Annotated in this window: 24 protein-coding genes and 1 rRNA gene; 22 read left to right on the top strand and 3 right to left on the bottom strand. The window is 38.3% G+C overall.

The window, feature by feature from the left end:
* Positions 1-190 precede the first annotated feature (190 nt).
* From MKY80_RS19775 to MKY80_RS19695, 17 genes are all read left to right on the top strand, one after another.
* Positions 191-739 carry a DUF402 domain-containing protein gene (locus tag MKY80_RS19775; protein WP_036120520.1) on the top strand — a complete coding sequence of 183 codons (549 nt, stop codon included), beginning with the start codon at positions 191-193 and terminating at the stop codon, positions 737-739.
* Positions 740-944: 205 nt separating this feature from the next.
* Positions 945-2,690, top strand: a complete 1,746-nt coding sequence (locus MKY80_RS19770; RefSeq protein ID WP_090002968.1) for an ABC transporter ATP-binding protein — start codon at positions 945-947, stop codon at positions 2,688-2,690.
* A gap of 305 nt (positions 2,691-2,995) precedes the next feature.
* Positions 2,996-4,009, top strand: a complete 1,014-nt coding sequence (locus MKY80_RS19765) for an ABC transporter ATP-binding protein (protein ID WP_008173496.1) — start codon at positions 2,996-2,998, stop codon at positions 4,007-4,009.
* Entirely contained in the window at positions 3,984-4,964 is a 981-nt protein-coding gene (locus tag MKY80_RS19760; RefSeq protein ID WP_089986829.1) for a dipeptide ABC transporter ATP-binding protein, read from the top strand. The genes MKY80_RS19765 and MKY80_RS19760 overlap by 26 nt, the downstream gene beginning before the upstream one ends.
* A gap of 31 nt (positions 4,965-4,995) precedes the next feature.
* A complete protein-coding gene (locus MKY80_RS19755) occupies positions 4,996-6,615 on the top strand; it encodes an ABC transporter substrate-binding protein (RefSeq protein ID WP_008173493.1) in 1,620 nt (539 codons plus the stop codon).
* A 224-nt stretch (positions 6,616-6,839) separates the two neighbouring features.
* Entirely contained in the window at positions 6,840-7,844 is a 1,005-nt protein-coding gene (locus MKY80_RS19750) for an ABC transporter permease (RefSeq protein ID WP_008173491.1), read from the top strand.
* 12 nt (positions 7,845-7,856) lie between these two features.
* Positions 7,857-8,753: a nickel transporter permease gene (gene nikC, locus MKY80_RS19745; protein ID WP_008173489.1), complete on the top strand. Its 897-nt coding sequence runs from the start codon at positions 7,857-7,859 to the stop codon at positions 8,751-8,753.
* A gap of 267 nt (positions 8,754-9,020) precedes the next feature.
* Positions 9,021-9,638, top strand: a complete 618-nt coding sequence (locus tag MKY80_RS19740) for a TerD family protein (protein ID WP_008173487.1) — start codon at positions 9,021-9,023, stop codon at positions 9,636-9,638.
* Between the two features lie 31 nt (positions 9,639-9,669).
* Positions 9,670-10,251 (top strand): TerD family protein, encoded by a 582-nt coding sequence (locus MKY80_RS19735; RefSeq protein WP_008173485.1) that lies wholly within the window; start codon positions 9,670-9,672, stop codon positions 10,249-10,251.
* 34 nt (positions 10,252-10,285) lie between these two features.
* Entirely contained in the window at positions 10,286-10,861 is a 576-nt protein-coding gene (locus MKY80_RS19730) for a TerD family protein (protein WP_008173483.1), read from the top strand.
* A gap of 128 nt (positions 10,862-10,989) precedes the next feature.
* The gene (locus MKY80_RS19725; RefSeq protein WP_008173481.1) at positions 10,990-11,148 is read left to right on the top strand and encodes a hypothetical protein; all 159 of its coding nucleotides are present in this window, start codon (positions 10,990-10,992) and stop codon (positions 11,146-11,148) included.
* 101 nt (positions 11,149-11,249) lie between these two features.
* Positions 11,250-12,443 (top strand): HpcH/HpaI aldolase/citrate lyase family protein, encoded by a 1,194-nt coding sequence (locus tag MKY80_RS19720; RefSeq protein ID WP_090002966.1) that lies wholly within the window; start codon positions 11,250-11,252, stop codon positions 12,441-12,443.
* Positions 12,424-13,785, top strand: coding sequence for a phosphoribosyltransferase family protein (locus MKY80_RS19715; protein ID WP_089986833.1), 1,362 nt, complete (start codon positions 12,424-12,426; stop codon positions 13,783-13,785). Before MKY80_RS19720 ends, MKY80_RS19715 begins: the two co-directional genes overlap by 20 nt.
* On the top strand, positions 13,782-14,882 hold the full coding sequence (locus MKY80_RS19710; protein ID WP_342530831.1) for a cysteine protease StiP family protein: 1,101 nt from the start codon (positions 13,782-13,784) through the stop codon (positions 14,880-14,882). The genes MKY80_RS19715 and MKY80_RS19710 overlap by 4 nt, the downstream gene beginning before the upstream one ends.
* A gap of 11 nt (positions 14,883-14,893) precedes the next feature.
* Positions 14,894-15,712, top strand: coding sequence for an HAD family hydrolase (locus tag MKY80_RS19705; RefSeq protein WP_089986835.1), 819 nt, complete (start codon positions 14,894-14,896; stop codon positions 15,710-15,712).
* A 261-nt stretch (positions 15,713-15,973) separates the two neighbouring features.
* Positions 15,974-17,605 (top strand): YceG family protein, encoded by a 1,632-nt coding sequence (locus MKY80_RS19700; RefSeq protein ID WP_096365881.1) that lies wholly within the window; start codon positions 15,974-15,976, stop codon positions 17,603-17,605.
* Between the two features lie 22 nt (positions 17,606-17,627).
* Positions 17,628-18,662, top strand: a complete 1,035-nt coding sequence (locus tag MKY80_RS19695) for a toxic anion resistance protein (RefSeq protein WP_090002962.1) — start codon at positions 17,628-17,630, stop codon at positions 18,660-18,662.
* Between the two features lie 91 nt (positions 18,663-18,753).
* Here the strand turns inward: MKY80_RS19695 and MKY80_RS19690 are convergent, their stop codons facing one another.
* Both MKY80_RS19690 and MKY80_RS19685 read right to left on the bottom strand, forming a co-directional pair.
* Positions 18,754-19,842 (bottom strand): aromatic acid exporter family protein, encoded by a 1,089-nt coding sequence (locus MKY80_RS19690; RefSeq protein ID WP_008173466.1) that lies wholly within the window; start codon positions 19,840-19,842, stop codon positions 18,754-18,756.
* A 135-nt stretch (positions 19,843-19,977) separates the two neighbouring features.
* The gene (locus MKY80_RS19685) at positions 19,978-21,264 is read right to left on the bottom strand and encodes a glutamate-1-semialdehyde 2,1-aminomutase (protein WP_089986838.1); all 1,287 of its coding nucleotides are present in this window, start codon (positions 21,262-21,264) and stop codon (positions 19,978-19,980) included.
* 130 nt (positions 21,265-21,394) lie between these two features.
* Between MKY80_RS19685 and bcp the strand changes: the two genes are divergently transcribed.
* The 3 genes from bcp (at position 21,395) to perR (ending at position 23,374) form a co-directional block, all read left to right on the top strand.
* Positions 21,395-21,871 (top strand): thioredoxin-dependent thiol peroxidase, encoded by a 477-nt coding sequence (gene bcp, locus MKY80_RS19680; RefSeq protein ID WP_089986839.1) that lies wholly within the window; start codon positions 21,395-21,397, stop codon positions 21,869-21,871.
* Positions 21,868-22,812: a D-2-hydroxyacid dehydrogenase gene (locus MKY80_RS19675; protein ID WP_342530821.1), complete on the top strand. Its 945-nt coding sequence runs from the start codon at positions 21,868-21,870 to the stop codon at positions 22,810-22,812. The genes bcp and MKY80_RS19675 overlap by 4 nt, the downstream gene beginning before the upstream one ends.
* 118 nt (positions 22,813-22,930) lie before the next feature.
* Entirely contained in the window at positions 22,931-23,374 is a 444-nt protein-coding gene (gene perR, locus MKY80_RS19670; protein ID WP_043989586.1) for a peroxide-responsive transcriptional repressor PerR, read from the top strand.
* Positions 23,375-23,395: 21 nt separating this feature from the next.
* Here the strand turns inward: perR and MKY80_RS19665 are convergent, their stop codons facing one another.
* Positions 23,396-23,749 carry a YgzB family protein gene (locus tag MKY80_RS19665; protein ID WP_008173457.1) on the bottom strand — a complete coding sequence of 118 codons (354 nt, stop codon included), beginning with the start codon at positions 23,747-23,749 and terminating at the stop codon, positions 23,396-23,398.
* A gap of 146 nt (positions 23,750-23,895) precedes the next feature.
* Here MKY80_RS19665 and MKY80_RS19660 point away from each other — a divergent pair, with 146 nt between their 5' ends.
* Both MKY80_RS19660 and MKY80_RS19655 read left to right on the top strand, forming a co-directional pair.
* Positions 23,896-24,783, top strand: a complete 888-nt coding sequence (locus MKY80_RS19660; protein WP_043989585.1) for a nucleotidyltransferase-like protein — start codon at positions 23,896-23,898, stop codon at positions 24,781-24,783.
* Between the two features lie 349 nt (positions 24,784-25,132).
* Positions 25,133-26,684 (top strand): 16S ribosomal RNA (locus MKY80_RS19655).
* Positions 26,685-26,813 lie beyond the last annotated feature (129 nt).

Genomic DNA, 26,813 nt, shown 5'->3' with positions numbered 1-26,813 from the left:
AAAAAACCAAAAAATACCAAAATGGCGGAACTTCTAATAAATTTTGCTTAAAGTTAACGAAATTTTATACAAATTCAAAATAGCGTAGTGAAATTTGTGGTTTTCTAACTACACCTTTCGCGTACACATTGCTATAATATACTAGAGACTGCTAGATTTAGGTAGCATAGACGAAAAGGTGGGCTTCAAAATGGCATTACCAGTAGAAGGAGAAACGATACAAATACATAGTTATAAACACAATGGCCGCATCCACCGTGTTTGGCAAGAAACGATGGTTTTAAAAGGAACAAAAAATATTGTGATCGGTGCGAATGAACGGACACTTGTGACAGAATCCGATGGTCGTACATGGCTAACGAGAGAGCCTTCTATTTGCTATTTCCATGCGGAACACTGGTTTAACATCATCTGTATGCTACGAGAAGACGGCGTGTATTATTATTGCAATCTAAGCTCACCATTTGTGTTCGATAATAATGCCATTAAATATATCGACTATGATCTAGATATTAAAGTTTTTCCTGACATGTCTTATACGCTCTTAGATGAGGATGAATATGAGCTTCATCGTAAGGAAATGTCTTATCCTGATGTGATTGATAAAATTTTAAAGCGCAATGTCGATAAGTTAATAAGCTGGATTCAACAAAAAAAAGGACCATTTGCACCCGATTTCATCAATGTTTGGACAAATCGTTACAAGTTCCAGCTTGATATGCAGTCAGATGATTGTTAGTGACACCTATTAGTTAACTAATAGGTGTTTTATATTGCCTCTTTTAGCCACTCTTAATGAGCATCTTCCACACTGTTAGGGAAGGTACATACAAAATAGTTAGCGGTAAAGTCATCATAACTGTATTTTAATCAAAATATTGCTATAATACATAGGGCATTCATCAATGGATGCCTGTTTCTTTTTGTAAGGATGTGATGAAAACTTGGGAAGCATAAAGCGATATATGCGCTTTGTAAAACCATATTCTTGGGAAATCGTTCTAACGATTGTTATTGGTATAGTTAAATTTGCTATTCCATTATTTATTCCATTACTCATTAAAATTGTGTTGGATGATATTATTGCTGCGGACGACTTAACAAATGGAGAAAAAACAAAAGAGCTGTTATATTGGCTGGGCGGAACGATTATTGTGTTCTTTATTATACGTCCACCAATCGAGTACTATCGTCAATATTTTGCACAACATGTTAGTAATAAGGTGCTGTTTGATATTCGGAAGGAAATCTACGCACATTTACAACGATTAAGCTTAAAATATTATGCCAATACACGTGCTGGTGATGTTATTTCTAGGGTCATCAATGATGTTGAGCAAACGAAGAACTTTGTGATGACGGGTTTAATGAATGTGTGGCTAGACCTTGCAACCATTGTGATTGCAGTAATTATTATGCTAACCATGGATATTAAGCTCACATTAGTGGCCTTATTAGCGTTCCCGTTTTATGCATTGAGTGTGAAGTACTTTTTTGGAAAACTGCGGGACTTAACACGTAAACGTTCTCAAGCACTTGCAGGTGTACAAAGCTATTTACATGAACGAGTAGCTGGTATGAGTATTATAAAAAGCTTTACGCTAGAAAAGCATGAACAAACATTATTTGATGAAGCAAATGGGGAGTTTTTAGAGAAGGCCCTTGATCAAACAAAATGGAATGCTAAATCCTTTGCTGTTGTAAATACTATTACAGATGTAGCGCCTTTACTAGTTATTGCTTATGCAGGTTATGAAGTCATAAATGGTACTTTATCTGTTGGAACAATGGTTGCCTTTATCGCGTATATCGAACGATTGTATGGCCCACTTCGCCGTCTTGTTAGTTCTTCAACAACGTTGACACAATCCATTGCATCCATGGATCGAATGTTTGATTTAATGGATGAACCATATGAAGTGAAAAATAAAGTTGATGCGCGAGATTTACCATCCGCTACGGGAGAAGTTCGTTTTGACAATGTATCTTTCCAATATGAAAAAGAAGGAGTATCTATTTTAAATAACATAAATTTCACTATAAAACCTGGTGAGACTGTCGCCTTCGTTGGAATGAGTGGAGGCGGTAAATCCACCATTATTAGCTTAATTCCTCGTTTCTATGATGCAACCGATGGTGTCGTAACGATTGATGGACAGGATGTACGTGATGTTACATTGCATTCACTACGTTCTCAAATAGGAATTGTCCTCCAAGATAATATACTTTTCAGTGACTCCGTTAAAGAAAATATTTTAATGGGAAAACCAGATGCTACAGATGAGCAAGTGATAGAGGCTGCCAAAGCAGCGAATGCCCATGATTTTATTATGACTCTGCCAAATGGTTATGACACTAAAGTAGGTGAACGAGGAGTAAAACTATCAGGCGGGCAAAAACAACGAGTTGCCATCGCTCGAGTATTTTTAAAAAATCCTCCGATTTTAATTCTTGACGAAGCAACTTCAGCGCTCGATTTAGAGAGTGAAGCATTGATTCAGGAATCATTAGAGGAGCTAGCTCATGAGCGAACAACTATAATTATTGCTCATCGTCTTTCGACCATCACTCATGCTGACAAAATTTTTGTTATAGACCATGGTCAATTAATCGAAAACGGTAATCATGAGCAATTAATGACAAAGCAAGGGACATATTATGATTTATTCCAAGTGCAACATTTGGAGTAATAGTAGTGAATTTACACAGAAATCATCAATTGTGAAATTTTTTTCAAAAAAAGTCTTTCATTTTTTAAAAATGGAAGGCTATTTTTTTTTGAAAATCTATATAAAAATATTACTTTATAAGATGTAATTAATACTGAAGGCGAATGATGCAGAAAAACTACGTAAATTGCAGAATATTAATGATTGAAAGAGTGATGATTTTTAGTTAGAATTATCTGAAAATAGGGAATTTAACAAAAGTTATAGCATTCTGTTAATATAATTTATACAATTAAGTAAAATATAGGTAGGGTGGGACGTTGCGCATGAGGAAAAAGCTACTAGAAATAAAAGGTTTAAGAACAACCTTTTTCACAGATAATGGACAAATTCCTGCTGTAGATGATATCGATTTTTCTGTCCAAGAAGGAGAAATATTAGGGATTGTCGGCGAATCGGGAAGTGGTAAAAGTGTTACGTCACTGTCCATCATGGGATTAATTCCATCACCACCAGGCAAAATAACAGGTGGTGAAATATTGCTAGATAATAAAAATCTAGTGAATTGTACAGAAAAACAAATGCAGAAAATACGTGGAAAAGACATAGCTATGATTTTTCAGGAGCCTATGACTTCACTAAATCCGTTGTTTACAATAGGTGATCAGTTAAAGGAGGCCATTTTAATCCATAATCCAAAATGGTCGAAAAAGAAAGCGTTTGCCAGAGCTGTTGAAATTATGAAACTTGTAGGGTTACCACGTGCTGAGGACTTACTAAAGGATTATCCGCATCAGCTATCGGGTGGTATGCGACAACGGGTCATGATTGCTATGGCACTTGTCTGTGATCCACAGGTTTTAATTGCGGACGAACCGACAACTGCTTTGGACGTTACGATTCAAGCTCAAATTTTACAGCTAATGAAGGACTTAAATAAACGATTGAATACAGCAGTCCTGTTAATTACACATGATCTAGGTGTTGTAGCAGAAACATGTGAGCGTGTGATTGTCATGTATGCTGGACAAATTGTAGAAGAAGCACCGATTCAAGAAATATTCTCTAATCCGAAGCATCCCTATACACAAGGTCTTATTCAATCAGTGCCTGATATGCGTTTTAAAAAGGATAATTTATATTCGATCCCTGGAAGTGTACCAAAACCAGGAAGTATTCAAGTAGGGTGTCGTTTTGCGGCACGCTGTGAATACGCAATGGAACGTTGTTTACAGGAAACACCACCTTTATTTGAAGCAGCAGAGCAGCATAAATCGAGATGTTTTTTACTAGAGAAGCAGGAGGTGGAGCAACGTGTCGAAAGTGTTATTAAAGGTTGATGGCTTAAAGAAATATTTCCCGATCCGCAAAGGAGTCCTAAATACACAAACAGGGGATGTAAAGGCAGTAGATGATGTTTCCTTTGAAGTTTTTGAAGGAGAAACATTAGGGATTGTTGGTGAGTCAGGCTGTGGTAAATCGACAACAGGTCGTTTACTAATGCGGTTACTAGAGCCTACTGAAGGAAACATTGAATTCGCAGGTAAAATGATTTCAGAATTATCCAATAATGAAATGAGGAAGGCGCGTAGAGATATTCAAATGATTTTTCAGGATCCCTATGCTTCATTAAATCCTCGCCATAACATTGGCAAAATATTGGAGGAGCCTCTTATTGTTCATGGGATAGGTAATGCAAAGGAGCGAAAACAGAAAGTGTTGGAGCTACTTGAGATTGTTGGATTGGATGAATATCATATCAAACGCTATCCCCACCAGTTTAGTGGTGGTCAGAGGCAACGAATTGGCATCGCGCGTGCGTTAATGACCAATCCTCGTTTGCTCATTGCGGACGAGCCGGTATCCGCATTGGATGTGTCCATACAGGCACAAGTATTAAATCTATTGCAAAAGCTGCAAAAGGATTTAAAGCTAACCTATATTTTTATTTCTCATGATTTAGGGGTTGTGCGCCATATTAGCAATCGTGTGGGCGTCATGTATTTAGGTAAATTAGTAGAGTTGACAGCGAGTGAGGACTTATATGCTGAACCGCTTCATCCATATACACAAGCACTCTTATCTTCGGTCCCAGTGCCAGATCCAACGTTTGAACGTGAACAAATTATTATTACTGGAGATATTCCAAGTGCATCCAATCCGCCGAGTGGCTGTACATTCCATACGCGATGTCCTTTTAAAATGGAACAATGCTCACAGGTAGTACCTAAAATGCAAGAAGTGAAACCAGGTCATTATGTTGCTTGCCATCTATATGAGGCACTCCAACATTAAATGATATAAAAACCACATAGGGGGAAATTGAATGAAGAAAAAGAAGCTCTGGACTTTAGGTGTAATGCTGCTCCTTATTCTCTCGACGATCTTAGCAGCTTGTGGCGGCTCTGATACAAAGGATACGGGTAGTAAAGATACTTCAACTGGTGGCGATACAGCTAGCAGTGGCGATCCAAAAATTTTAGTGTATGGTCGTGGAGGAGATTCTGTAGCACTTGACCCTGCTGTTGTCACAGATGGTGAATCCTTTACGGTGACAGCTAATATTTATGAAACATTAGTAAACTTTGGTGAACAAGATGTAACAATTCAACCAGGTCTAGCAAAATCATGGGAGGCATCAGAGGATGGTTTAACGTATACTTTCCAGCTACAAGAAGGTGTAAAATTCCATGATGGCACAGATTTCAATGCTGAGGCTGTTGTTAAGAATATTGAACGTTGGAAATCAGGTGCGGATAAACACCCTTACTTTAGTTCGCAATTTCTAATTGGTGACAAGCAAATCATTGAATCAGTAACTGCAGAGGGTGACAATACAGTTGTCTTTAAATTAAGCCAACCACAAGCACCATTCCTGAAAAACTTAGCAATGTCTCCATTTGCGATTGCTTCTCCAACAGCATTTGAAGCAGATGAAGAGGGATTGTCAGCAAATCCTGTAGGAACTGGCCCATTCAAATTTGTTAGCTGGGTACGTAATGATTCAATAACAATTGAGAAAAACCCTGATTACTATATTGATGGCTATCCTAAATTAGATAAAGTGATTTATCGTTCTATTCCAGAAAACTCTGCACGTTTAAATGATTTATTAGCAGGCAATATCGATGTAGCTGATGGCATTAGTCCATCTGATAAAGCAACTATCGAGGGAGATGCTAATTTACAATTAATTGAGCGTCCATCTATGAATGTTGGTTATTTAGGTTTAACAGTAACACGCCCTCCATTTGATAATGTAAAAGTGCGTCAAGCAGTTAACTATGCAATTAATAAACAAGCATTAGTGGATGCATTTTATGAAGGGCTAGCAGAGCCAGCGAAAAACCCAATGCCACCAGTAATTTCTGGTTATAACGATGAAGTTACAGGCTATACGTATGATCCTGAAAAGGCGAAAGCATTACTTGCTGAAGCAGGCTATGATGGTAAGGAAATTGAGCTTTGGGCAATGCCAGTACCACGTCCATACATGCCGGATGGACAAAAAGTGGCAGAAGCGATTCAAAAGAACTTAGAGGATGTAGGCATTAAATCCAAAATTGTATCGTTTGAATGGGCTACTTATTTAGAAAAAGCACAAAATGGTGAAGCTGATGCATTCTTACTTGGCTGGACAGGTGATAATGGGGATGCGGATAACTTCCTATATACTTTATTAGATGGAGATAATATTGGCTCTAATAACTATACATTCTATGACAATCAAGAATTACACAAGTTGTTAACAGCTGCTCAAACTGAAGTCGATGAGGACAAGCGTAATGAACTTTATAAGCAAGCTCAGGTAATTATTTCTGAGGACGCTCCATGGGTTCCACTTGCTCACTCTACGCCAATTTTAGCTGCTAACAAGAAAGTGACAAATTATATTGCGCATCCTACTGGCTCTGACCGTTTAGATGCGGTAGATATTCAACAGTAATTTTATGTTTAATTGAATAAGTGAATTAGAGAATCTGCTTGCTTTTCTGCGGGTAAGCCGTGGAATTCTAGCAGATTCTTTTCTAGTAAAAGAAAACCAAATTATTTCTCCTGTATGAAAGATCACTCATCTAAACATTCAAAACCGTTTGGTGAAGGCACAACCTTTCAACAGAATATAAAGACTTCAAAGTAGATTATGAAAATCATAGAGAGGTGATGAACATGCTTCACTATATGGGGAGACGTTTACTTCAACTAATCCCAGTTTTGCTTGGAATGACTTTTATTGTCTTTATGTTAATACGAGCAATACCTGGTAATCCCGCTCAAGTTATTTTGGGACAACAGGCGACAAAAGAGGCGGTCGAGGCATTAAACGCAAGTTTAGGATTAGATAAACCTTGGTATACACAATATTTTAGTTATTTGGCAGGCATTTTTCAGGGAGATTTAGGGGTTTCCTTACGTACAAAATTACCTGTATCAGACGAAGTTTTCCCATACTTAGCAGCAACAGCTGAACTAGCCTTTTTTGCGATGATTATTGCGATTGTTATCGGTGTAAATGCTGGTATTATTTCTGCGTGGTTCCAAAATTCTTGGTTTGATTATACAGCGATGATTGTCGCATTAATCGGTGTTTCTGTACCGGTGTTCTGGCTTGGCTTGATGGAGCAATGGACATTTAGTAGCAAGCTTGGATGGTTGCCTACCTCTGGTCGAGAAGATGTGCGAAATCCTATAACCGCCATAACCCATTTTTATTTATTGGATACGCTCATTCAAGGTCGCTTTGATCAATTCGTCGAAGTCCTAAAGCGACTCATATTACCAGGTGTCGCACTGGCAACTATTCCGATGGCTATTATAGCCAGAATTACAAGGTCTTCTATGCTGGAAGTTATGCGCTCAGATTATGTCCGCACTGCAAGAGCAAAAGGCCAAAAAATGTTTATTGTTGTTTATAAGCATGCATTGAAGAATGCCGTTATTCCTGTGTTAACGGTAATTGGTCTACAAACAGGATTACTGCTAGGTGGTGCCATTTTAACAGAGACGATTTTTAGTTGGCCAGGAATTGGTCGTTATATTTATGATGCGATTGGCTTCAGAGACTATCCTGTTATTCAATCAGGAATTTTAATCGTTGCATTTATTTTCATCATGATTAACTTAATCGTGGATTTACTGTATACAGTCGTCGATCCGCGTATTAAATACAAATAGAAGGGAGTTGCAATGATGACTGGAGCAATCGATATAAAAAAAGAAGCAGCACCAGTTCCAGAAAGGGCAGTAGGTCCATGGCTCGAAGGCTGGCGTAGCTTTAAAAAGAGCAAAGTGTCACTAGTGGGCGCCGGGATTGTTATATTTTTCGTTTTACTGGCTATCATTGGTCCGTTCATTGCACCACAGGGCATCAATGAACAAGATTTAACGAAGCGTTTACTGGCACCATCCGCTGATCATTGGTTTGGAACGGATGATTTTGGAAGGGATATCTTTTCGAGAATCATTCATGGCGCAAGAATATCGCTTTGGGTAGGCTTTTTCTCCGTTATTTTATCCGTTATAATGGGTAGTTTACTTGGCATCATTGCAGGTTATTATGGAAAATGGATCGATACGATTATTTCGCGTATTTTTGATATTATGCTAGCTTTCCCGAGTATGCTACTAGCGATTGCAGTAGTATCAGTGCTAGGTCCATCTTTACAAAATGCATTAATTGCTATTGCCATTATTAACGTACCGAACTTTGGACGCTTAATCCGCTCAAAAGTATTAAGTGTCAAAGAAGAGGAATATATTGTAGCAGCAAAGGCAATTGGCATGCGTGATTCACGAATTCTGTTTTCTCATATATTGCCGAATTCAATCACTCCGATTATTGTACAGGGGACGCTTGCTATTGCAACTGCCATTATTGAAGCGGCGGCATTAGGTTTCCTTGGGCTAGGCGCGCAAGCCCCAGCACCCGAATGGGGAAAAATGCTTGCCGATGCAAGGAAGTTTTTATTAAATGCACCATGGACAATGATTTTCCCAGGGATAGCGATTATGTTAACGGTTCTTGGCTTTAACTTAATGGGGGATGGTTTACGTGATGCACTAGATCCGAAAATGAAAAATTAGTAATTAGATTCATGAGCCTTCTACAAGCTAGAAGGTTTTTTTTCGGCTGTTTTGAAAAGGAACTCTTTTACAGTTGAAGCGTCCTTTATAGAAATATTCCTACAAAATAAAATAAAAAAAGATGAACCTTTCGGAGCCATTTATTGAATTTTTTGTCACGTTATTTTAGACTTAAAGTATTGTTGAAAAAGACAATCTAAATGCGTAGATTATGACTTTACATATAGTCTTTCAATTGAAATACATATTTTTAGGAGGGTGTTCAAATTGGCGATTAATTTACAAAAAGGGCAACGTGTTGATTTAACAAAGGGTAATGCAGGATTAAATAAGATTAAAGTAGGGTTAGGGTGGGACCCTGTCGGCCAAGAAAAAAGCGGTGGCTTCCTTGGTGGCTTATTTTCTAGTAGAAATAGTGGCAGTGGTAGAAGCGTTGACTGTGACGCCTCCGTATTAATGCTGCAAGATGATAAAGTTTTAGCTGGGGACGATGTCATTTATTTTGGGAAATTAACAAGTAGCTGTGGTTCTGTTCGACATTCTGGCGATAATTTAACGGGAGATGGCGATGGAGATGATGAAGTAATTACAATTGAGCTATCGTCTGTTCCGACACAATTTAATAAGCTAGTGTTTGTCGTAAACATCTATGATGCGGCAGGTAGAAACCAACACTTTGGTATGATTCGAAATGCATATATTCGTGTGTATGATGACAGGACAGGAAGCGAACTAATTCGCTATAATTTAAGTGATGATTATTCGAATTTAACGACGTTAATCTGTGGTGAAATTTACCGTCATCAAACTGAATGGAAATTCGCAGCAGTTGGTTCAGGAACGAATGATCTTAAACTTGGCGACGTTGTTCGAAGATATCAATAAAATAAACGACTATTTAGGAGGAATAAAAAGTATGGGCATTTCACTACAAAAGGGTCAAAAAGTAGATTTAACAAAAACAAATCCGGGATTAACAAATGTAATTGTTGGTTTAGGTTGGGATACAAATAAATATGATGGTGGAAATGATTTTGATTTAGATTCATCTGTATTTTTACTTGCTGATACAGGAAAAGTAGCAGATCAAAATGACTTCATTTTCTACAACAATACAAAAGGTGGTAATGGGTCAGTTGAACATTCTGGTGACAATTTAACAGGTGTTGGTGAAGGTGACGATGAAGTGGTAAAAGTCGCATTAACTCAAGTTCCTGCACATGTTCAACGACTAGCATTCACTGTAACTATTCATGATGCAGAATCACGTAATCAAAATTTCGGCATGGTATCGAATGCATATATTCGTATTGTAAATGCTGCATCCAACCAAGAACTAATTCGCTTTGATTTAGGTGAGGACTTCAGTATTGAAACAGCAGTTGTAGTCGGTGAATTATATCGTCATAACGGAGAATGGAAATTTAACGCAGTTGGTGCTGGCTATCAGGGTGGCTTAGCTGCTTTATGTAATGACTACGGCTTGAACGTAAACTAAAATTTCATCTTTGGAAAGAAAGGGAGATTTTTGAATGGCTATTCAATTAAGTAAAGGGCAGCGAATTGATTTAACGAAGCAAGACCCTAGTTTAAACAGCATCGGCATCGGCTTAGGCTGGGATGTTAAACAATTTGATGGTGGGCAAGATTTTGACCTTGATGCATCTGTATTTTTACTAGATGCATCGGGCAAATGTCGTAATGAACAAGATTTTATCTTTTACAATAATTTAGCAAGTCCAGATCAATCTGTTGTTCATGCAGGGGATAACCGCACAGGCGAAGGGGATGGGGATGATGAAAAAATCCTCGTCAACTTAAAGCAAGTATCTCCTCAAATTGACAAAATTGTTGTAACGGTCACTATTTATGATGCAGAGGGACGTCATCAAAACTTTGGACAAGTCCTAAATGCTTATGTTCGGTTGACAAATGAAGAGTCAGGAGCAGAGGTATTGCGTTATGATTTAGGCGAAGATTTCAGTATTGAAACAGCCGTAGTATTTTGTGAACTGTACCGTCATAATGGCGAGTGGAAGTTTGCCGCAATAGGCTCGGGCTATCAAGGCGGCTTAGCAGCATTAATCAGCGCATATGGCCTACAGTAACTAGTAAGTTGCAGGTACATGATGAGAATCATGTGTGATGTACTTAATAAATGATTAAGTACATATGCACATTAAAGTATAGGTTCTATTAGTAGGCGGGATTTAGGAATATTTATGATGCGTACTTAATGGAGCGAGTGTCAGAGTTTGAAACGACTGCATATATTTTAAATCCGCTTATTGTACTGAAAATGTTTGGGAGTATTTTTGTATTCCATCCACCACACGAAGTATTTTTCATTATTCTAATTGCTGCGTTCTTATTGACATTTGTTGTACAAAGATGAATAAGAAATCAGCAGTGTAACATGGCACTGTATTGGTCTGTAAGGAACAGGCTGATACAGTGCTTTTTTCACAAAGGCATAATTATTGGGGAGTGGATTAGATGCAACACTTTGCAACAGAAGCAGAGACGATTTTTTATAAAAAGCCGCAGCCTTTTACGAAATGGGCAACGCCAGATATTTTATCCTATGCATTAGGTGCTACTTTGTATATGCCCGCTTCCATGCCTAATATTGTAGGTTTGATCCAATCACAAAAATATAAAGAACTTACGTCACTTGTTATTGATTTAGAGGATGCAGTAGGGGATTCAGAATTAGGTGATTGTGAGGAAAAGTTGATGGAGGACATTAGCGAGTTATATAAACTATATCAACAAAAACAATTGCAGCTCCAAGATATCCCCTTACTTTTTATTCGTGTGCGTCATGTTGAACAATTTAGTTATTTAACTGCTAGATTAAAAGAAAAGCAGGAAATTTTAACTGGTTATGTCTTTCCAAAATTCACAGCGACGCAGGGAGCACATTATTTTGAGCTTCTTGAGAAAACAATTCAAGAAAATAATCTTACCTTATATGGGATGCCGATTTTAGAAAGCCGGGAGGTTCTATATAAAGAATCTCGTATGGAGGCATTATTAGCCATTAAATCGGTTTTACTGCAGCACAAATCAAGGGTGTTGAATATACGAATTGGTGCTACTGATTTTTGTGGAATTTATGGAATTCGCCGCCGTATGGACTCGACCATATATGATATTAGCGTAATAAGGGATTGTATAGCTGATATAGTGAATATTTTAGGACGTGAGGAAGACGGCTTTGTGATATCTGGGCCAGTGTGGGAGTATTTTAGTAATCAGCGTGTGTTAAAACCGGCATTACGCATGACACCATTTAGTGAAAAAGGTGCGCTTGAAACGAGGAAAGCATTATTAGACGATTGCTTAGATGGACTAATGAAGGAAGTTTTAATGGATAAACAAAATGGAATTGTCGGTAAAACGGTCATTCATCCAAGTCATATCCGTGTTGTGCATGCACTTTACGCTATTTCATATGAAGAGTATTTAGATGCACTTAGTATTGTTGAACATAATGATGGTAGTAAAGGTGTCATGAAAAGTCATTATGCTAATAAAATGAATGAAATCAAACCGCATATGCGATGGGCACAACGCATTTTAAAACAGGCACATGTCTATGGCGTTTATCATGAATCTATGGATTTCGCCTCACTATTATTAAATTCTGAACTAGGTGGTCATATGTATGCAACAACAAATGAGTAAACTTACTATTTTACCAAATTATTCAATCGATATTGAAATTACCTATAACCCACACAATTTTGCGCTAACAGATTTATTTCAAATGGCAGCTCGTATAAATAAGAAGAGACAATTTTTATTTGTAAGTACTGTGCTTGGCAAGCATTTGGCTGTTCGCCCACAAATTCCTATGCTAACTGGAGCTCTATTAGCTATGATGTACGACCAGCAAGACAGTAGTCAAAAGGTCAATACAATATCGTCTATTGTTCAAGCTTTAAAAGAAGGAATAAATGTAGAGGAACTACAAAATTCTGTGAAAGAAAGTGTAGAGTTAGCACAAGAGACATTGTTTATTGGGTTTGCGGAGACGGCCACTGCACTTGGACATGCCGTATTTAATGCATTTCAATCAAATGCTATGTATATTCATACTACTCGTGAAGTCATTCCTCATATTGAACCATTTGTCACATTCGAAGAAGAACATTCCCATGCGACAAGCCATAGAATTTATACAGAGGAACCTGATGTTTTACAGCAGGCTAAGCGTATCGTGTTAATAGATGATGAGATTACTACTGGGAATACGGTCATCAACATAATTGAAACATTAAAAAAAAAATTTCCTGATGTTAAACAGTACGCTGTCCTATCCATTTTAGATTGGCGATCGGACCAGCAGCGAATGATCTTTCAGCAATTAGAGGGGCAATGGGGGATTTCTATTGAATTCATCTCCATTATGTGTGGGACATTCAATTGTACAGGAGTACCTAGTTTAACAAGTGTACAGCCGAGCATTACGACCATTGCTGCAAGAAACATCAACCTATTGCCCATCAAAGACTCCACTGATCGTCTTTTCTATCATTCAATTGCAGAGAATAGCAAAATGAACAGTCAGCCGTATTTAAAAGCAACAGGGAGATTTATGCTAACATCTAAACAGCATTTTGAACAAAATCACATGTTACAGACTATCGCCAAGCAATTAAAGGAGCTACGAACGGACGGACCAGCTCTTGTGATTGGGACTGGTGAGTTTATGTATGTGCCTATGCAAATTGCCTCTTATTTAGGGAATGATGTTTATTTTCAATCAACAACTCGCAGTCCGATCTATTGTACAGACGATTTAGATTATACGATTACAGAGAAAATAGTATTTGAGAGTCCCGAGAATAATGGGGTCGAAAATTATTTATATAATGTTCAAAGCCAACCGTATACGGAACTTTTTCTACTAGTGGAACGTATAGCAAATAAAGAGGTAGTAGCTCGGATGGTGGCGGCTCTGCAGTCAGTTAGTGAAGCAAAGGTATATGTCATTTGTATGCATGAGTTGGAGGGAGCACGATGAAATCGACTTTACAGCCAGATAGAATGGGTAGCTATGCACAAGAGGACGTTATTTTTTTATTGCGTGATATTGGAAATGTTTTTCTAGAGATGGGTAATGAAAAACGGGAGCAGCTTATTCAAGCAGGTACGCATTATTCTGAAATGCTACCAGTGGAATATCACCCATCAAAAACATATATGAATCTATTTTATAAAACCTTGGATGCTTCCGCGAATAAAATAGCCATAGCTGTTGGGGTAGTAGCAGAACGAATCATTAAAAGTAGAGGATTAGACAATTTAATACTTGTTAGTTTAGCTAGAGCAGGTACACCAATCGGTGTTTTAATCAAACGGTACATATCGATGAACTATAAGGTGGATGTGCCACATTATTCGATTTCAATTTTGCGTGGTCGTGGATTTGATGAGGCGGCGATACGTTATATTTTGTCACAACATCCACAAGGCTGTCTTCAATTTATTGATGGTTGGACGGGGAAAGGTGCTATAACGAAAGAATTGATCCACTCTTGCCAAAAATTTAATGGACACTATCAAGCGCAGTTAAATGCTGATTTAGCTGTATTAGCAGATCCAGGGCATTGTGCGACGATTTATGGAACTCGCGAAGATTTTTTAATTCCATCGGCTTGTTTAAATTCAACTGTCTCTGGCTTGGTGAGTAGAACTGTTTTAAATTTGCAGTTTATGGATGAGCACGACTTCCATGGAGCAAAATACTACAAAGAATTAGAAGATATAGATGTCTCGAACTTGTACATAGATCGTATAGTCGCATGCTTCAAACAAGTACAGAGTGAGATTATCAGTCAACTTCAGGACGAAGCCACTTCTCTTATTACTTGGGCAGGTATGAAATCGGTCCAAAATATTCAATTGGATTTTGATATGGATAACATTAACCTTATTAAACCAGGTGTTGGAGAAACGACAAGAGTTTTATTGCGACGAATACCTTGGAAAATCTTAATTAATCCACAGTATATGGATGAGCTAGAGCACATTTTATTATTAGCTCATGAAAAAAATGTAATAATAGAAGAATATTCGCATATGTCTTACGCATGTTGCGGCTTAATAAAAGAATTGTAGAGGAGCTCACCATGATATTATTCACATCAGATTTAGATAGAACACTAATTTATTCTAAACGTATGATGGAAATGTTTCCGCCTATTTCAGATAAAGTGGTCGTTGAACAGAAGGCTAATGAAACGATGAGCATGATGACAAAAGAAACGGCTATTTTATTGCAACAAGTGCATCAGCAAACACTATTTGTCCCTGTTACAACTAGAGCGTTGCATCAATATAAAAGAATTCAATTTATAAATGACTTGAACCCTGCTTTTGCAATTACGAGTAATGGGGGTACAATATTAGAGAAGGGTCAGCCATACGACAAATGGACGAAAACATTAGGTAGTCGTATTGAAGATTCTTCAATTCCGCAAGAGGATATGTCACAACTATTTCAAACCATCAAATCCGATACATGGCTACAACGTTCCTTCTATATAGACGACCTTTTTTATGTCCATCATGTAAATCTGGATGTTTTACAACAGGATGATTTACACGCCATTGTTCAAGAATTCGATGCCCATGGTTGGTGCGTTCTTCTGCAAGGAAAAAAATTATATTTCATGCCAAAGGTTTTGACCAAGGAAGCTGCAATAGAATATATGATGGAGTTTTGTACATACGATGTGCATATAGCAGCAGGTGATTCTATGATGGATTATGGAATGCTGATGTTGGCTGATGTAGCTTTTACACCAAATCACGGTGATTTAAAGGATAAACAGCCAAAAATACTACATAATACAACATACTCGCCGTATGAGGGGGAAGCATTTACCAAACATTTGCTTCAGACTGTTTTACAGCATGCAACACAACCAGATTTTTCTCTATTATAGGATAGAATTATGGATGGCAAACGAAATTTTTCATAAAGTACATTTGCATTTGTTTGTATACAACCAAGTTATTATGCCTGCAATCAGATTAGTTTTTTTACATTTTACTTAGTAATGGTGGAATAAAACTTCAGAAAAGTGGAATCCATATTTTACTAGGTTCTATTTTTGGGATGTTACGTATACCTTTTCAAACATAATATACCTGTTGAATTTAGCTTAAGGTTACTGAGGATGATTTTTTTAGGAGGTGGCGTTTGTATGCAAACAATCACAATTAAATCAATAGTCGAGCGTAATCCAGATGATTGGCTACAGGCGTTTCAAGATTCACCAAAGAATCGTGCATTTTATGAGGAAACACCGCAACAAATAAGTTTTAGCCGTATTGCTCTACGTGTTTTAGGAGTACCAATTGAGGAAGATGAGTATTTTAATTCATTATTTACTTTATCTCAAAACCAAAATATTCATATTTTAAGTGAAGAATTAAATAAGCATATTGAACAGAAAGACTTTCAAGCTATACAACAAATTTTATCGCAGCATCAGCAAACACCTAAAGGGCTTACTATTAATCGTTTAGTTGCGATGATGTATGGGTATCAATTGATTCCCAAACATGATGACAGCATTATGAATCGACATTTACAGCTAACGACTATTAAGGTTATAGAATTATTTCAACATCAACAATCGCTAGGCTTACTTTCCAATGAATTTCGCCGTTTTTTAATTGATCTGGTGAAGTGGTTAAAAAACCATTGGATTCAATGGGCTAAAGCTCTGAAGCCTACTGATGATTTTCCTAAAGTTGTTTGGTATGGAGAAGCCACTGTTAGTCAGCGATATTTTCTTTTACTGCTAATGGAACTTGGCTGTGACGTATTAATATTTCATCCAGCAAAAGTCGATGAGTTTGCTGAGTTAGATCCTACTGATTCGTTTTCCGTCAGCTATTCCTATACGAGCCAAACAACATTACAGCCATTTCCTGACAAGCCTCGTGATCGTCAGGCAACTGTAGGGTATCGTTCTAGTCAGCACTTTGAACAATTAATGCATGACCAGCAATCAGGAGTCTATAGACCGTGGCAATTTAAAGACTTTATGCCACGCTCATTAACTTTACGTATGACATATGATGATATTTTTATTTATGCGAAGGAAAAAGCATTGGTAAGACCGCAATTTGATATCAATGGAAATGAAGTAGTGATCCCTGTCATCTTTGCTAAAATCAGTGGAGTCTCAAGCCAGCGTGAGGAATATTGGCACTTAATGCATCAGTTATTAATAAACCCACAAACTATCTTCGTGCAGGAATTCCCTTTTACAAAAACGAGCAAGGCCAACTTTCATTTTCACTATAAACATTGCTTAGTAAATGGTGAACTTTCAGTAGAACGTATTATACAAAGTGATTGGTGGCAGTATGGTGAATTATCGTTGGAGCTACAGCAAGCCATTGCGCATACGATCAAAACATCTTGTGAGCAACCCATGTTAAAACAACAGCCTAATGAGACTTTATATGATTTACAGTTATTTTTATTTAAGCAGCTAACAATGATTCCTCAAGAGATCCTAAGATTATTGCAAAGCTTCGACTATTCACAAGAGATACCGAAGATTGTTTTGTATCAAGCGCCACAGCAACCAGCCTTATCGCGTGAAGATATTGCCTTACTAGCGTTTTTAAATCGGTTCGGGATGGATATCGTTTTTTATAATCCAACAGGTCAATTAGATTTAGAAAAGCACCTGCAAGAGGACACGTACGATGTACATCGTTTAGAGCATATGTTATTTGACTTGCCCTATGAAGAACCACAGCAACAAAAAACGGCACCGGATAAAATTATTAAAAAGCTCTTTAATCGCTTTTTCTGATGATAGGAAGGAGGCGGCGACCATGTCAAACATCCCAATGATGCTTGAGCAGCTGACACAAGAAACAGCAGATGCCGTCAAACAACAATTACGAGAGCATGTAGAGGTCCAACAAATTGCTCATCAGATTGATATAAAAAATCAGCTAGAGCTAATGGCGTTGGGAAAAGAGCCAGCTAACAAATTAGCAAAATTTGCAGATCAAATTTTAGCTATAGTGACCCAATCAGCTACTTTTGAATCCAATGCACTATTTAAACAGCTTGAGGCCATAATGCTGACATTTGATAAAAAAGATTTTACTGAGCAAAAGGGTTTCTTCAAGAAGCTATTTACACGTAAATCCAAAAGTGAAGATGATGTATATGCAAAATACAATGTGCTCGGTAGAGATATTGAGAAAATTCATTACCAATTTGTACTTATGGAAGAGGAATTAGCGAAGGATAATCGATTACTCGCTCGATTATACAAGGAAGATTTGATGTTTTACCTTGACTTAGAAAAATATATCGTAGCAACTGATATGAAATTACATGAGGTGCAAACCACATTAATTCCTATGTATGAAAAACAGGGTGAGGCAGGTAATCAGGTAGCCAAAATGGAGCTTAATCGCTTACAGGCAATTGCAGAACTGCTTCAACAAAAAATAGATGAGTTAGAGAAATCACGAATGGTTGCCATTTTAACAGCCCCACAAATTGAGATGCTACGTCAGGGGAATAGTGAGTTGATGGAACAGATTAATGGCGCATTTGTTAAAACCATTCCTGTTTTTAAAATGGGGCTGATGAATGCTGTAAATGAAAGACGGCAGCAATTACAAAATCAATCAGCATCCGCCTTTGAAAATCGGATGAAGCAATTTGGAGAAGCTAGCAATGAAGCGGTTCACCTAAGCACGACTCTTGCCCAGCAAGTGGATACAACCCAGACGCTAGAAGAAATGTGGGATACCATTGTTACGGGTATTGCTAATTATCAGCATTTACGGAATGAGCAGACAGATAAACGTAAGCAAGCTGAGCAGCAATTGCTTGCGTTACGTTCTTAATTTTACCTCTAAGTACATTTTACTTAGGGGTTTTTTCGTATAGTAAAAAGCGACAGATTCGCTGTACATGAATCTGTCGCTTACATGGTTGCTAGATAAATTCTTCTTCAAATTCTACATTAATTTCATGGCCGTGGTAGCTTTGGTATGAAACAATCAGTGTATCTAGATGCTCTAAATTTTCCTCGTAATCTAATATCCTCGATAAAATATAGAGTAAGTGATAGCTGGAAAATTCTGTATCGCCTTCTTCGCGAGCAAAGTTCACTTGCTTGATGAAAATTTCCATTAGTTCATTGCGTTGAACATAGTCGATGCTTTTGCTCCACTCAGAATGCTCAGGCTTTAATTTCCCTGTATATTTTAAGAGCAATTGTTCGTGATACGTTAATAAGGAATCAAGCCGTTCCTGAATCATTAAGTGAAATTGCGTAGGAAGCTTAGCTAATTCGTTTTCGTGATTATGCAATCGTTGTAGCAATTCTAAACTTTTTTTGGAAGTTAAAATCATTTGACGATAGACGACCAATTTACGTGCTTTTACATACTTTTTATTTTTGAAGTAATTACGCTCTTCTTTATATAAGTCATACAGCGTATCCACTCGTAACATACGGCTTTTAAATTTACTTAATGCACCCTTTGTGGATGTATGCTCAGAAGCCTGACGTACCGCAAGTCGTGTCCAACGAATAATATCATCCTGCAAAATATAAATTTTGCGGAATAGTTTGATCTCATATTTCGGTGGTAAGAAAACAAGGTTAACGACAAATGCTGCTAACACGCCGACTAATATAGTAACAAAGCGTATTAAACCAAATGTTAAAAAGTCTTCTCCTTGGAACTCCATAATGGCCACAACTGACACCAGCGCTAACGAAAGAGATTTTTCTAGTTTAAATTTCAACATTAAACCTATAGCTATTATGACAGCTATGCCAATGGCAACCACATGATGGCCAAAAAGTAGGCCGAAAAAGACAGCAATGGTTGCACCTATAATATTTGCTTGCACTTGCTCTACAATGGTTTGATAAGAGCGATAAATAGAAGGCTGAATCGCAAAAATGGCTGCTATTCCAGCAAAAACAGGTGAAGGTAGTTTTAATAGCTCTGCAATAAACAGGGCAAATACGATAGCGACACCAGTTTTAAATACGCGGGCACCTAATTTCATAAAGATGTCCTTTCTGTCTAATATTTTTTAGCTTCTTTACATTATAGAAGGAAGTGCTCATAAAATACATAGATTTGTATGCATGAATAAGAAAAAGGCGACTTATGATAGAAAGTCGCCTTCGTATGTTCATTATTATAATTGTGAAAATGCGTAATTTACAGCTTTAATCGTTTCAAGAATATCTGCTTCCGTGTGTTCTGTAGTTAAGAACCATGCTTCATATTTAGAAGGAGCTAGATTAACGCCTTGCTCAAGCATTAGTTTAAAGAAGCGGCCAAAAATCTCACCATCAGAGTTTTCGGCTTGCTCATAGTTTTCAACTTTCACATCTGTAAAGTAAATCGTCAGCGCCCCTTTAAGACGATTTAACGTGATTGTCACTCCATGCTCTTTAGCTGCAGCTAAAATTCCTTCTTCTAAAATCCCACCTAACCGATCCATTTCATCGTAAATGCCTGGTGCTTGCAGGACTTCTAAGCATGCAATACCTGCTTGCATAGATGCTGGATTTCCGGCCATCGTTCCGGCTTGGTAAGCTGGGCCAAGTGGTGCGACTGTATCCATAATTTCTTTACGACCACCATATGCACCAATTGGTAAACCGCCACCAATAACTTTTCCAAGTGCTGTTAGATCAGGTGTTAGGCCAAGTAAGTTTTGAGCACCACCGTAGTGGAAGCGGAAAGCCGTGATAACTTCATCGTAAATTGTTAAGGCTCCTTTTTCTTTGGCTGTAGCGTGTACTAATTCAAGGAAGCCAGGATTCGGTTCAACAATACCGAAGTTTCCTACGATTGGTTCTATTAAAATAGCTGCAATTTCCTCGCCCCATTTATTCATTGCTTCTGTAAAAGCTTCAGGGTTATTGAAAGGTACCGTAATAACTTCTTCAGCTGTAGAAGTCGTAACCCCTGCTGAGTCTGGTGTTCCTAATGTAGCAGGACCTGAACCAGCAGCTACTAATACTAAATCGAAGTGACCATGGTAGCATCCAGCAAATTTCATTATTTTTGTACGTCCTGTATAGGCACGTGCAACACGAATAGTTGTCATAACAGCTTCTGTACCAGAGTTGTTAAAGCGTACTTTATCCATAGACGGAATGGCCTCTTTTAGCATTTTTGCAAAAGTAACCTCGTATTCAGTCGGCGTTCCAAACAATGTGCCATTTTCAGCTGCATGTGTAATGGCCTTAGCAATGTGAGGGTGTCCATGACCTGTAACGATAGGACCATATGCTGCAAGATAATCAATATAACGATTGCCATCTACATCCCAAAAATAAGCCCCTTTTCCTCGAACCATTGCCACAGGAGAACCGCCGCCTACTGCTTTATATGAACGAGAAGGGCTATTTACACCACCAACGATATGTTGTAACGCCTCTGTGTGTACTGCTTCAGATTTTGCGTGATTCATAGTATTGCCTCCTATCTTTTTATACGTAATCTATTGTAGACCTATCAGTGTAAGAAATCCAAAGAAATTAAGGAATATGACTTGATTTGTTACTTGGAGTAAAATAGAACGTACAAGGGAGGAGATAGTTATGACTTTGCAAGAAGGACAGAAGGTGCCCGATTTTTCTCTTATAAATGAAAAGGGAGATATGGTACAGCTAACTGATTTTAAAGGACAGAATGTTATTTTATACTTTTACCCAAAAGATATGACACCAGGTTGCACAACTGAAGCATGTGATTTTCGAGATAAGTTTGAGGACTTTAGTCATTTAAACGCTGCTGTTCTGGGTGTTAGTCCAGATGATGCAAACAAACATACAAAATTTATTGATAAGCATGGATTGCCTTTTTCTTTATTAGTAGATGAAGATCATGCTGTAGCGGAGGCATACGGTGTATGGGTCTTAAAGAAAATGTATGGACGTGAATTTATGGGTATTGAGCGTTCAACATTTTTAATTGATTCGGAGGGTAAGTTAATGAAAGCTTGGCGTAAAGTACGTGTGAAAAATCATATTGAAGAAGTTTATGATTATTTAGCAGAACAGGAGGCGACAACATGAGAATCTATTTTACTTTTGAGCCAAGACCAGATTTACGTGAACCATTATTAGCAGAATTCCCACAAGTCGATTTTATATTTGAAAGCGGAATAACAAATGAAGAGCTTCAACAAGCGGATGTATTAGTTACATATGGTGAGGATTTAACAACAGAGAGCATCCAACAGGCGACGAAGTTAAAATGGATTTTTGTTGCATCAGCAGGTATTGAAAAAATGCCTGCCCAAGCTATTATGGAACGTGGTATTTTAGTTTCTAATGTAAGAGGTATTCATAAAACACCTATGGCAGAATCAATGCTAGCCCATATTTTAGCCATTAAACGCGCTTTACCTTGGATGTATGAGCAACAAAAGAAAAGTGAATGGTCAAAAAAAGCCAAGCAAACTGAATTGCGAGATAGTACAGCGCTTATTTTAGGTCCAGGGGCTATTGGTTCGGAAGTGGGTCGCTTATTACAAGCCTTTGGTGTCAAGACTATTGGCTGCAATCGTTCTGGAAATGAAGCGTCAAACATGGATAAGATGATTAGCTTTGGGCAATTAAAAGAAGCTTTACCGAGTGCGGATATAGTCATTTCTGTGCTGCCAAAAACACGAGAAACAACGCATTTATTAAATGAAGAACATTTTATTGCTATGAAGAGCAGTGCGATTTTCATGAATTTTGGCAGAGGGAATTTGGTTGATGAAAAGGTACTTGTCCAAGCGATTGAAGCGGGAGAAATTGAATATGCTGTTTTGGATGTATTCGAAGAAGAACCTCTGTCATCAAACAATCCACTATGGGCATTGCCAAATGTTATAGTATCACCACATGTCTCAAGCCATTCATCTCGTTATGTGGAACGAAGCTTAGAAATTTTTAAGCCAAGCTTAACAAAATGGCTAAGAGGTGACAGAGATTTAGAAAATGTCATGGAGCTATCGAGAGGATATTAAGAAAAAAACGATGAAATTAGAGGATTAGTATGTGTGATTGTTGACGAAGTAGCGCTAATTGGATACACTATTTATAACAATTATAAATTAATAATACTTATGGAAGAGGTGCATGACGATGTCTACAACGCATTTACAGGATGCACTGGACACGTTAAAAACAACTGGTGTACGTATTACTCCTCAGCGTCATGCTATTTTGGAATATCTAATTCAATCTATGGCACATCCTACTGCCGATGAAATTTATAAAGCACTTGAAGGGAGATTCCCTAATATGAGTGTAGCGACGGTCTATAATAACCTGCGAGTATTTCGTGAGGTAGGTCTTGTGAAAGAGCTTACTTATGGAGATGCTTCAAGTCGCTTTGATTTCGTGACAAATGATCATTACCATATGATTTGTGAATGCTGTGGCAAGATCGTCGATTTCCATTATCCAGGTCTCGATGAAATAGAGCATTTTGCATCACAGGTAACTGACTTTGATGTGCATTCGCATCGTTTAGAGATATACGGCACATGTCCATCATGTAAAGGTCTTACTGCTAAAGTACAATAAAAATCCTAGCTCTTTTACGGGCTAGGATTTTTTCGTTTTATGATTATAGGATTGGTCGAACTCTTTACCTTCAAGAGTAGGATCAAGCGTTAATGGCTCATTACAATACATACACATATCAACTCTACCTAAAACTTTTGTATGCTTATGGCAATTTGGACACTCAACTTGAATTGCCCGTGTTGATAATAAACCTATCCAGGCATAGACAACTGTACTACCAATAATACATAAAACACCTAATGTCATGAAAATTAAAACTAATATTGGGCTATTTTTAAAGAATATACCTCCGTACATTACAATAAAACCAATAAAGATTAGTGCTAAAGCGAATGAACGAATTTTATTAATTTTACTTTTATAAGGTTTCATTTATCTTGCCTCCCAATCTAAAATCTACTATAACATATAAGGGCAAAGTATTTTAGCTTTGAGGTAAATCAAAGAAGGAATACTTTTAGAGTATGTCGAATTTTTAACCGAACAAGAGAAGCTATATGAATAAAGGGGGGCTGAACATGGAGCAAGTATTGCGTCCTATATACCAAGAACGTGCGAGTCAGTCAAATACATTAGGCGTTATTTTAGTAGAAAAGCGTGAGGAGCAAAGTAACGTTACAGATACATTTGATACTGTTTTATTAATTATTGTAAAAGAAGCAGAGCAGCCAGTCTTTTCAAAACATTACTTATATGAAGGAAATAAAGTCGCTCTACATACGGTTACGGAAAAATTAATACGAAAATGGCTCCTAATCGGTTCTAATAAGAAAGTAGTCGATTGGATTTTCTTTGGCAGAGTACTATTTGATCGAAATGAATTTCTGCATAAATTAAAAATAGAATTACAGGAATTTCCGTATAGTGGTCGTAAGATTAAAACGGGCATTCAATTTTCAAAGTTAATCCGTCGTTATTTGGAGGGGAAAGAATACTTTGATAAGGGCAGTTATTTGGATGCATATAATCATGTAGTCGATTCTTTACACCATTTGGGTCGTTTATCGATTATTGATAGTGGTTTATACCCTGAAGTAACTGTATGGGGACAAGTGAAAAAAATTGAACCAGCCATTTATAAGCTATACGAAGAGCTAGTGACAAGTAATGAGCCAATAGAAAAGCGTCTAGAGCTTTTATTTTTAGCAAGTGAGTTTTTAATACATTCTCGTACACGAGATGGAGCACAACATATATTAGAAGTGATGCAAACAAAAGAAACCTGGTCTATTCAAGAGCTACATGACCATCAAGAACTCATGAATTACTCAGTTGATTTAGAAGTGTTTGTCGAATACTTAGTGGATAAAGGGTATATTCATATAGAGCCAGTTACTGCGAAAAACGAAATGATCTTTCACCGCCATTATAAGGTCAATAAAGATGCTCTAGAAATCGGTCAATGACTGTAGTATGCTTGTAATCGAGGTATCTAAAAAATACCTCGATATTTTTTTAGAAAAGTAGTTGACGAATAACATATTGGTATTGTATTATATTAATTGTCGCTAAGACATAACGAATAACTCGATAAAAAACACAAAAAACTTTTTCGAAAAAGTAGTTGACATGTTTCGAACGAGATGTTAATATAAAGGAGTCGCTGAAAAAACGACTTAAATAATGAACCTTGAAAACTGAACAAGCAAAACGTAATCAATAAAGTTTTTAGTAGCTAGCCTAGCTAGTGAACGATACAAAATTTTGGACATCAAAATTGATGCCAGCAAAACAATTTGAGCTAATCAAATTTCTTTTATGGAGAGTTTGATCCTGGCTCAGGACGAACGCTGGCGGCGTGCCTAATACATGCAAGTCGAGCGAACAGAGAAGGAGCTTGCTCCTTCGACGTTAGCGGCGGACGGGTGAGTAACACGTGGGCAACCTACCTTATAGTTTGGGATAACTCCGGGAAACCGGGGCTAATACCGAATAATCTGTTTCACCTCATGGTGAAACACTGAAAGACGGTTTCGGCTGTCGCTATAGGATGGGCCCGCGGCGCATTAGCTAGTTGGTGAGGTAACGGCTCACCAAGGCGACGATGCGTAGCCGACCTGAGAGGGTGATCGGCCACACTGGGACTGAGACACGGCCCAGACTCCTACGGGAGGCAGCAGTAGGGAATCTTCCACAATGGGCGAAAGCCTGATGGAGCAACGCCGCGTGAGTGAAGAAGGATTTCGGTTCGTAAAACTCTGTTGTAAGGGAAGAACAAGTACAGTAGTAACTGGCTGTACCTTGACGGTACCTTATTAGAAAGCCACGGCTAACTACGTGCCAGCAGCCGCGGTAATACGTAGGTGGCAAGCGTTGTCCGGAATTATTGGGCGTAAAGCGCGCGCAGGTGGTTTCTTAAGTCTGATGTGAAAGCCCACGGCTCAACCGTGGAGGGTCATTGGAAACTGGGAGACTTGAGTGCAGAAGAGGATAGTGGAATTCCAAGTGTAGCGGTGAAATGCGTAGAGATTTGGAGGAACACCAGTGGCGAAGGCGACTATCTGGTCTGTAACTGACACTGAGGCGCGAAAGCGTGGGGAGCAAACAGGATTAGATACCCTGGTAGTCCACGCCGTAAACGATGAGTGCTAAGTGTTAGGGGGTTTCCGCCCCTTAGTGCTGCAGCTAACGCATTAAGCACTCCGCCTGGGGAGTACGGTCGCAAGACTGAAACTCAAAGGAATTGACGGGGGCCCGCACAAGCGGTGGAGCATGTGGTTTAATTCGAAGCAACGCGAAGAACCTTACCAGGTCTTGACATCCCGTTGACCACTGTAGAGATATAGTTTCCCCTTCGGGGGCAACGGTGACAGGTGGTGCATGGTTGTCGTCAGCTCGTGTCGTGAGATGTTGGGTTAAGTCCCGCAACGAGCGCAACCCTTGATCTTAGTTGCCATCATTTAGTTGGGCACTCTAAGGTGACTGCCGGTGACAAACCGGAGGAAGGTGGGGATGACGTCAAATCATCATGCCCCTTATGACCTGGGCTACACACGTGCTACAATGGACGATACAAACGGTTGCCAACTCGCGAGAGGGAGCTAATCCGATAAAGTCGTTCTCAGTTCGGATTGTAGGCTGCAACTCGCCTACATGAAGCCGGAATCGCTAGTAATCGCGGATCAGCATGCCGCGGTGAATACGTTCCCGGGCCTTGTACACACCGCCCGTCACACCACGAGAGTTTGTAACACCCGAAGTCGGTGAGGTAACCTTTTGGAGCCAGCCGCCGAAGGTGGGATAGATGATTGGGGTGAAGTCGTAACAAGGTAGCCGTATCGGAAGGTGCGGCTGGATCACCTCCTTTCTAAGGATATTTTCGGAATACAAACCTTGGGTTTGTAAGATTACGTTTTGCGTTCAGTTTTGAAGGTTCATTCTTCTGAATGAAATACTTCAAAACTTGTTCTTTGAAAACTGGATAAAACGACATTGA

Origin of the sequence: Lysinibacillus sp. FSL R5-0849 (assembly GCF_038595075.1) — a bacterium.
Taxonomy (GTDB): Bacteria; Bacillota; Bacilli; order Bacillales_A; family Planococcaceae; genus Lysinibacillus; species Lysinibacillus fusiformis.
The sequence above is the reverse complement of the archived record's forward strand: the minus strand, read 5'-3'. Positions and strand labels throughout refer to the sequence as shown.

Coding starts and splice junctions, on each gene's coding strand:
- MKY80_RS19775 (WP_036120520.1), top strand. CDS start 191: ATGGCATTACCAGTAGAAGGAGAAACGATACAAATACATAGTTATAAA.
- MKY80_RS19765 (WP_008173496.1), top strand. CDS start 2,996: ATGAGGAAAAAGCTACTAGAAATAAAAGGTTTAAGAACAACCTTTTTC.
- MKY80_RS19755 (WP_008173493.1), top strand. CDS start 4,996: ATGAAGAAAAAGAAGCTCTGGACTTTAGGTGTAATGCTGCTCCTTATT.
- MKY80_RS19750 (WP_008173491.1), top strand. CDS start 6,840: ATGCTTCACTATATGGGGAGACGTTTACTTCAACTAATCCCAGTTTTG.
- nikC (WP_008173489.1), top strand. CDS start 7,857: ATGATGACTGGAGCAATCGATATAAAAAAAGAAGCAGCACCAGTTCCA.
- MKY80_RS19735 (WP_008173485.1), top strand. CDS start 9,670: ATGGGCATTTCACTACAAAAGGGTCAAAAAGTAGATTTAACAAAAACA.
- MKY80_RS19730 (WP_008173483.1), top strand. CDS start 10,286: ATGGCTATTCAATTAAGTAAAGGGCAGCGAATTGATTTAACGAAGCAA.
- MKY80_RS19725 (WP_008173481.1), top strand. CDS start 10,990: ATGGAGCGAGTGTCAGAGTTTGAAACGACTGCATATATTTTAAATCCG.
- MKY80_RS19720 (WP_090002966.1), top strand. CDS start 11,250: ATGCAACACTTTGCAACAGAAGCAGAGACGATTTTTTATAAAAAGCCG.
- MKY80_RS19715 (WP_089986833.1), top strand. CDS start 12,424: ATGCAACAACAAATGAGTAAACTTACTATTTTACCAAATTATTCAATC.
- MKY80_RS19710 (WP_342530831.1), top strand. CDS start 13,782: ATGAAATCGACTTTACAGCCAGATAGAATGGGTAGCTATGCACAAGAG.
- MKY80_RS19705 (WP_089986835.1), top strand. CDS start 14,894: ATGATATTATTCACATCAGATTTAGATAGAACACTAATTTATTCTAAA.
- MKY80_RS19700 (WP_096365881.1), top strand. CDS start 15,974: ATGCAAACAATCACAATTAAATCAATAGTCGAGCGTAATCCAGATGAT.
- MKY80_RS19695 (WP_090002962.1), top strand. CDS start 17,628: ATGTCAAACATCCCAATGATGCTTGAGCAGCTGACACAAGAAACAGCA.
- MKY80_RS19690 (WP_008173466.1), bottom strand. CDS start 19,842: ATGAAATTAGGTGCCCGCGTATTTAAAACTGGTGTCGCTATCGTATTT.
- MKY80_RS19685 (WP_089986838.1), bottom strand. CDS start 21,264: ATGAATCACGCAAAATCTGAAGCAGTACACACAGAGGCGTTACAACAT.
- bcp (WP_089986839.1), top strand. CDS start 21,395: ATGACTTTGCAAGAAGGACAGAAGGTGCCCGATTTTTCTCTTATAAAT.
- MKY80_RS19675 (WP_342530821.1), top strand. CDS start 21,868: ATGAGAATCTATTTTACTTTTGAGCCAAGACCAGATTTACGTGAACCA.
- perR (WP_043989586.1), top strand. CDS start 22,931: ATGTCTACAACGCATTTACAGGATGCACTGGACACGTTAAAAACAACT.
- MKY80_RS19665 (WP_008173457.1), bottom strand. CDS start 23,749: ATGAAACCTTATAAAAGTAAAATTAATAAAATTCGTTCATTCGCTTTA.
- MKY80_RS19660 (WP_043989585.1), top strand. CDS start 23,896: ATGGAGCAAGTATTGCGTCCTATATACCAAGAACGTGCGAGTCAGTCA.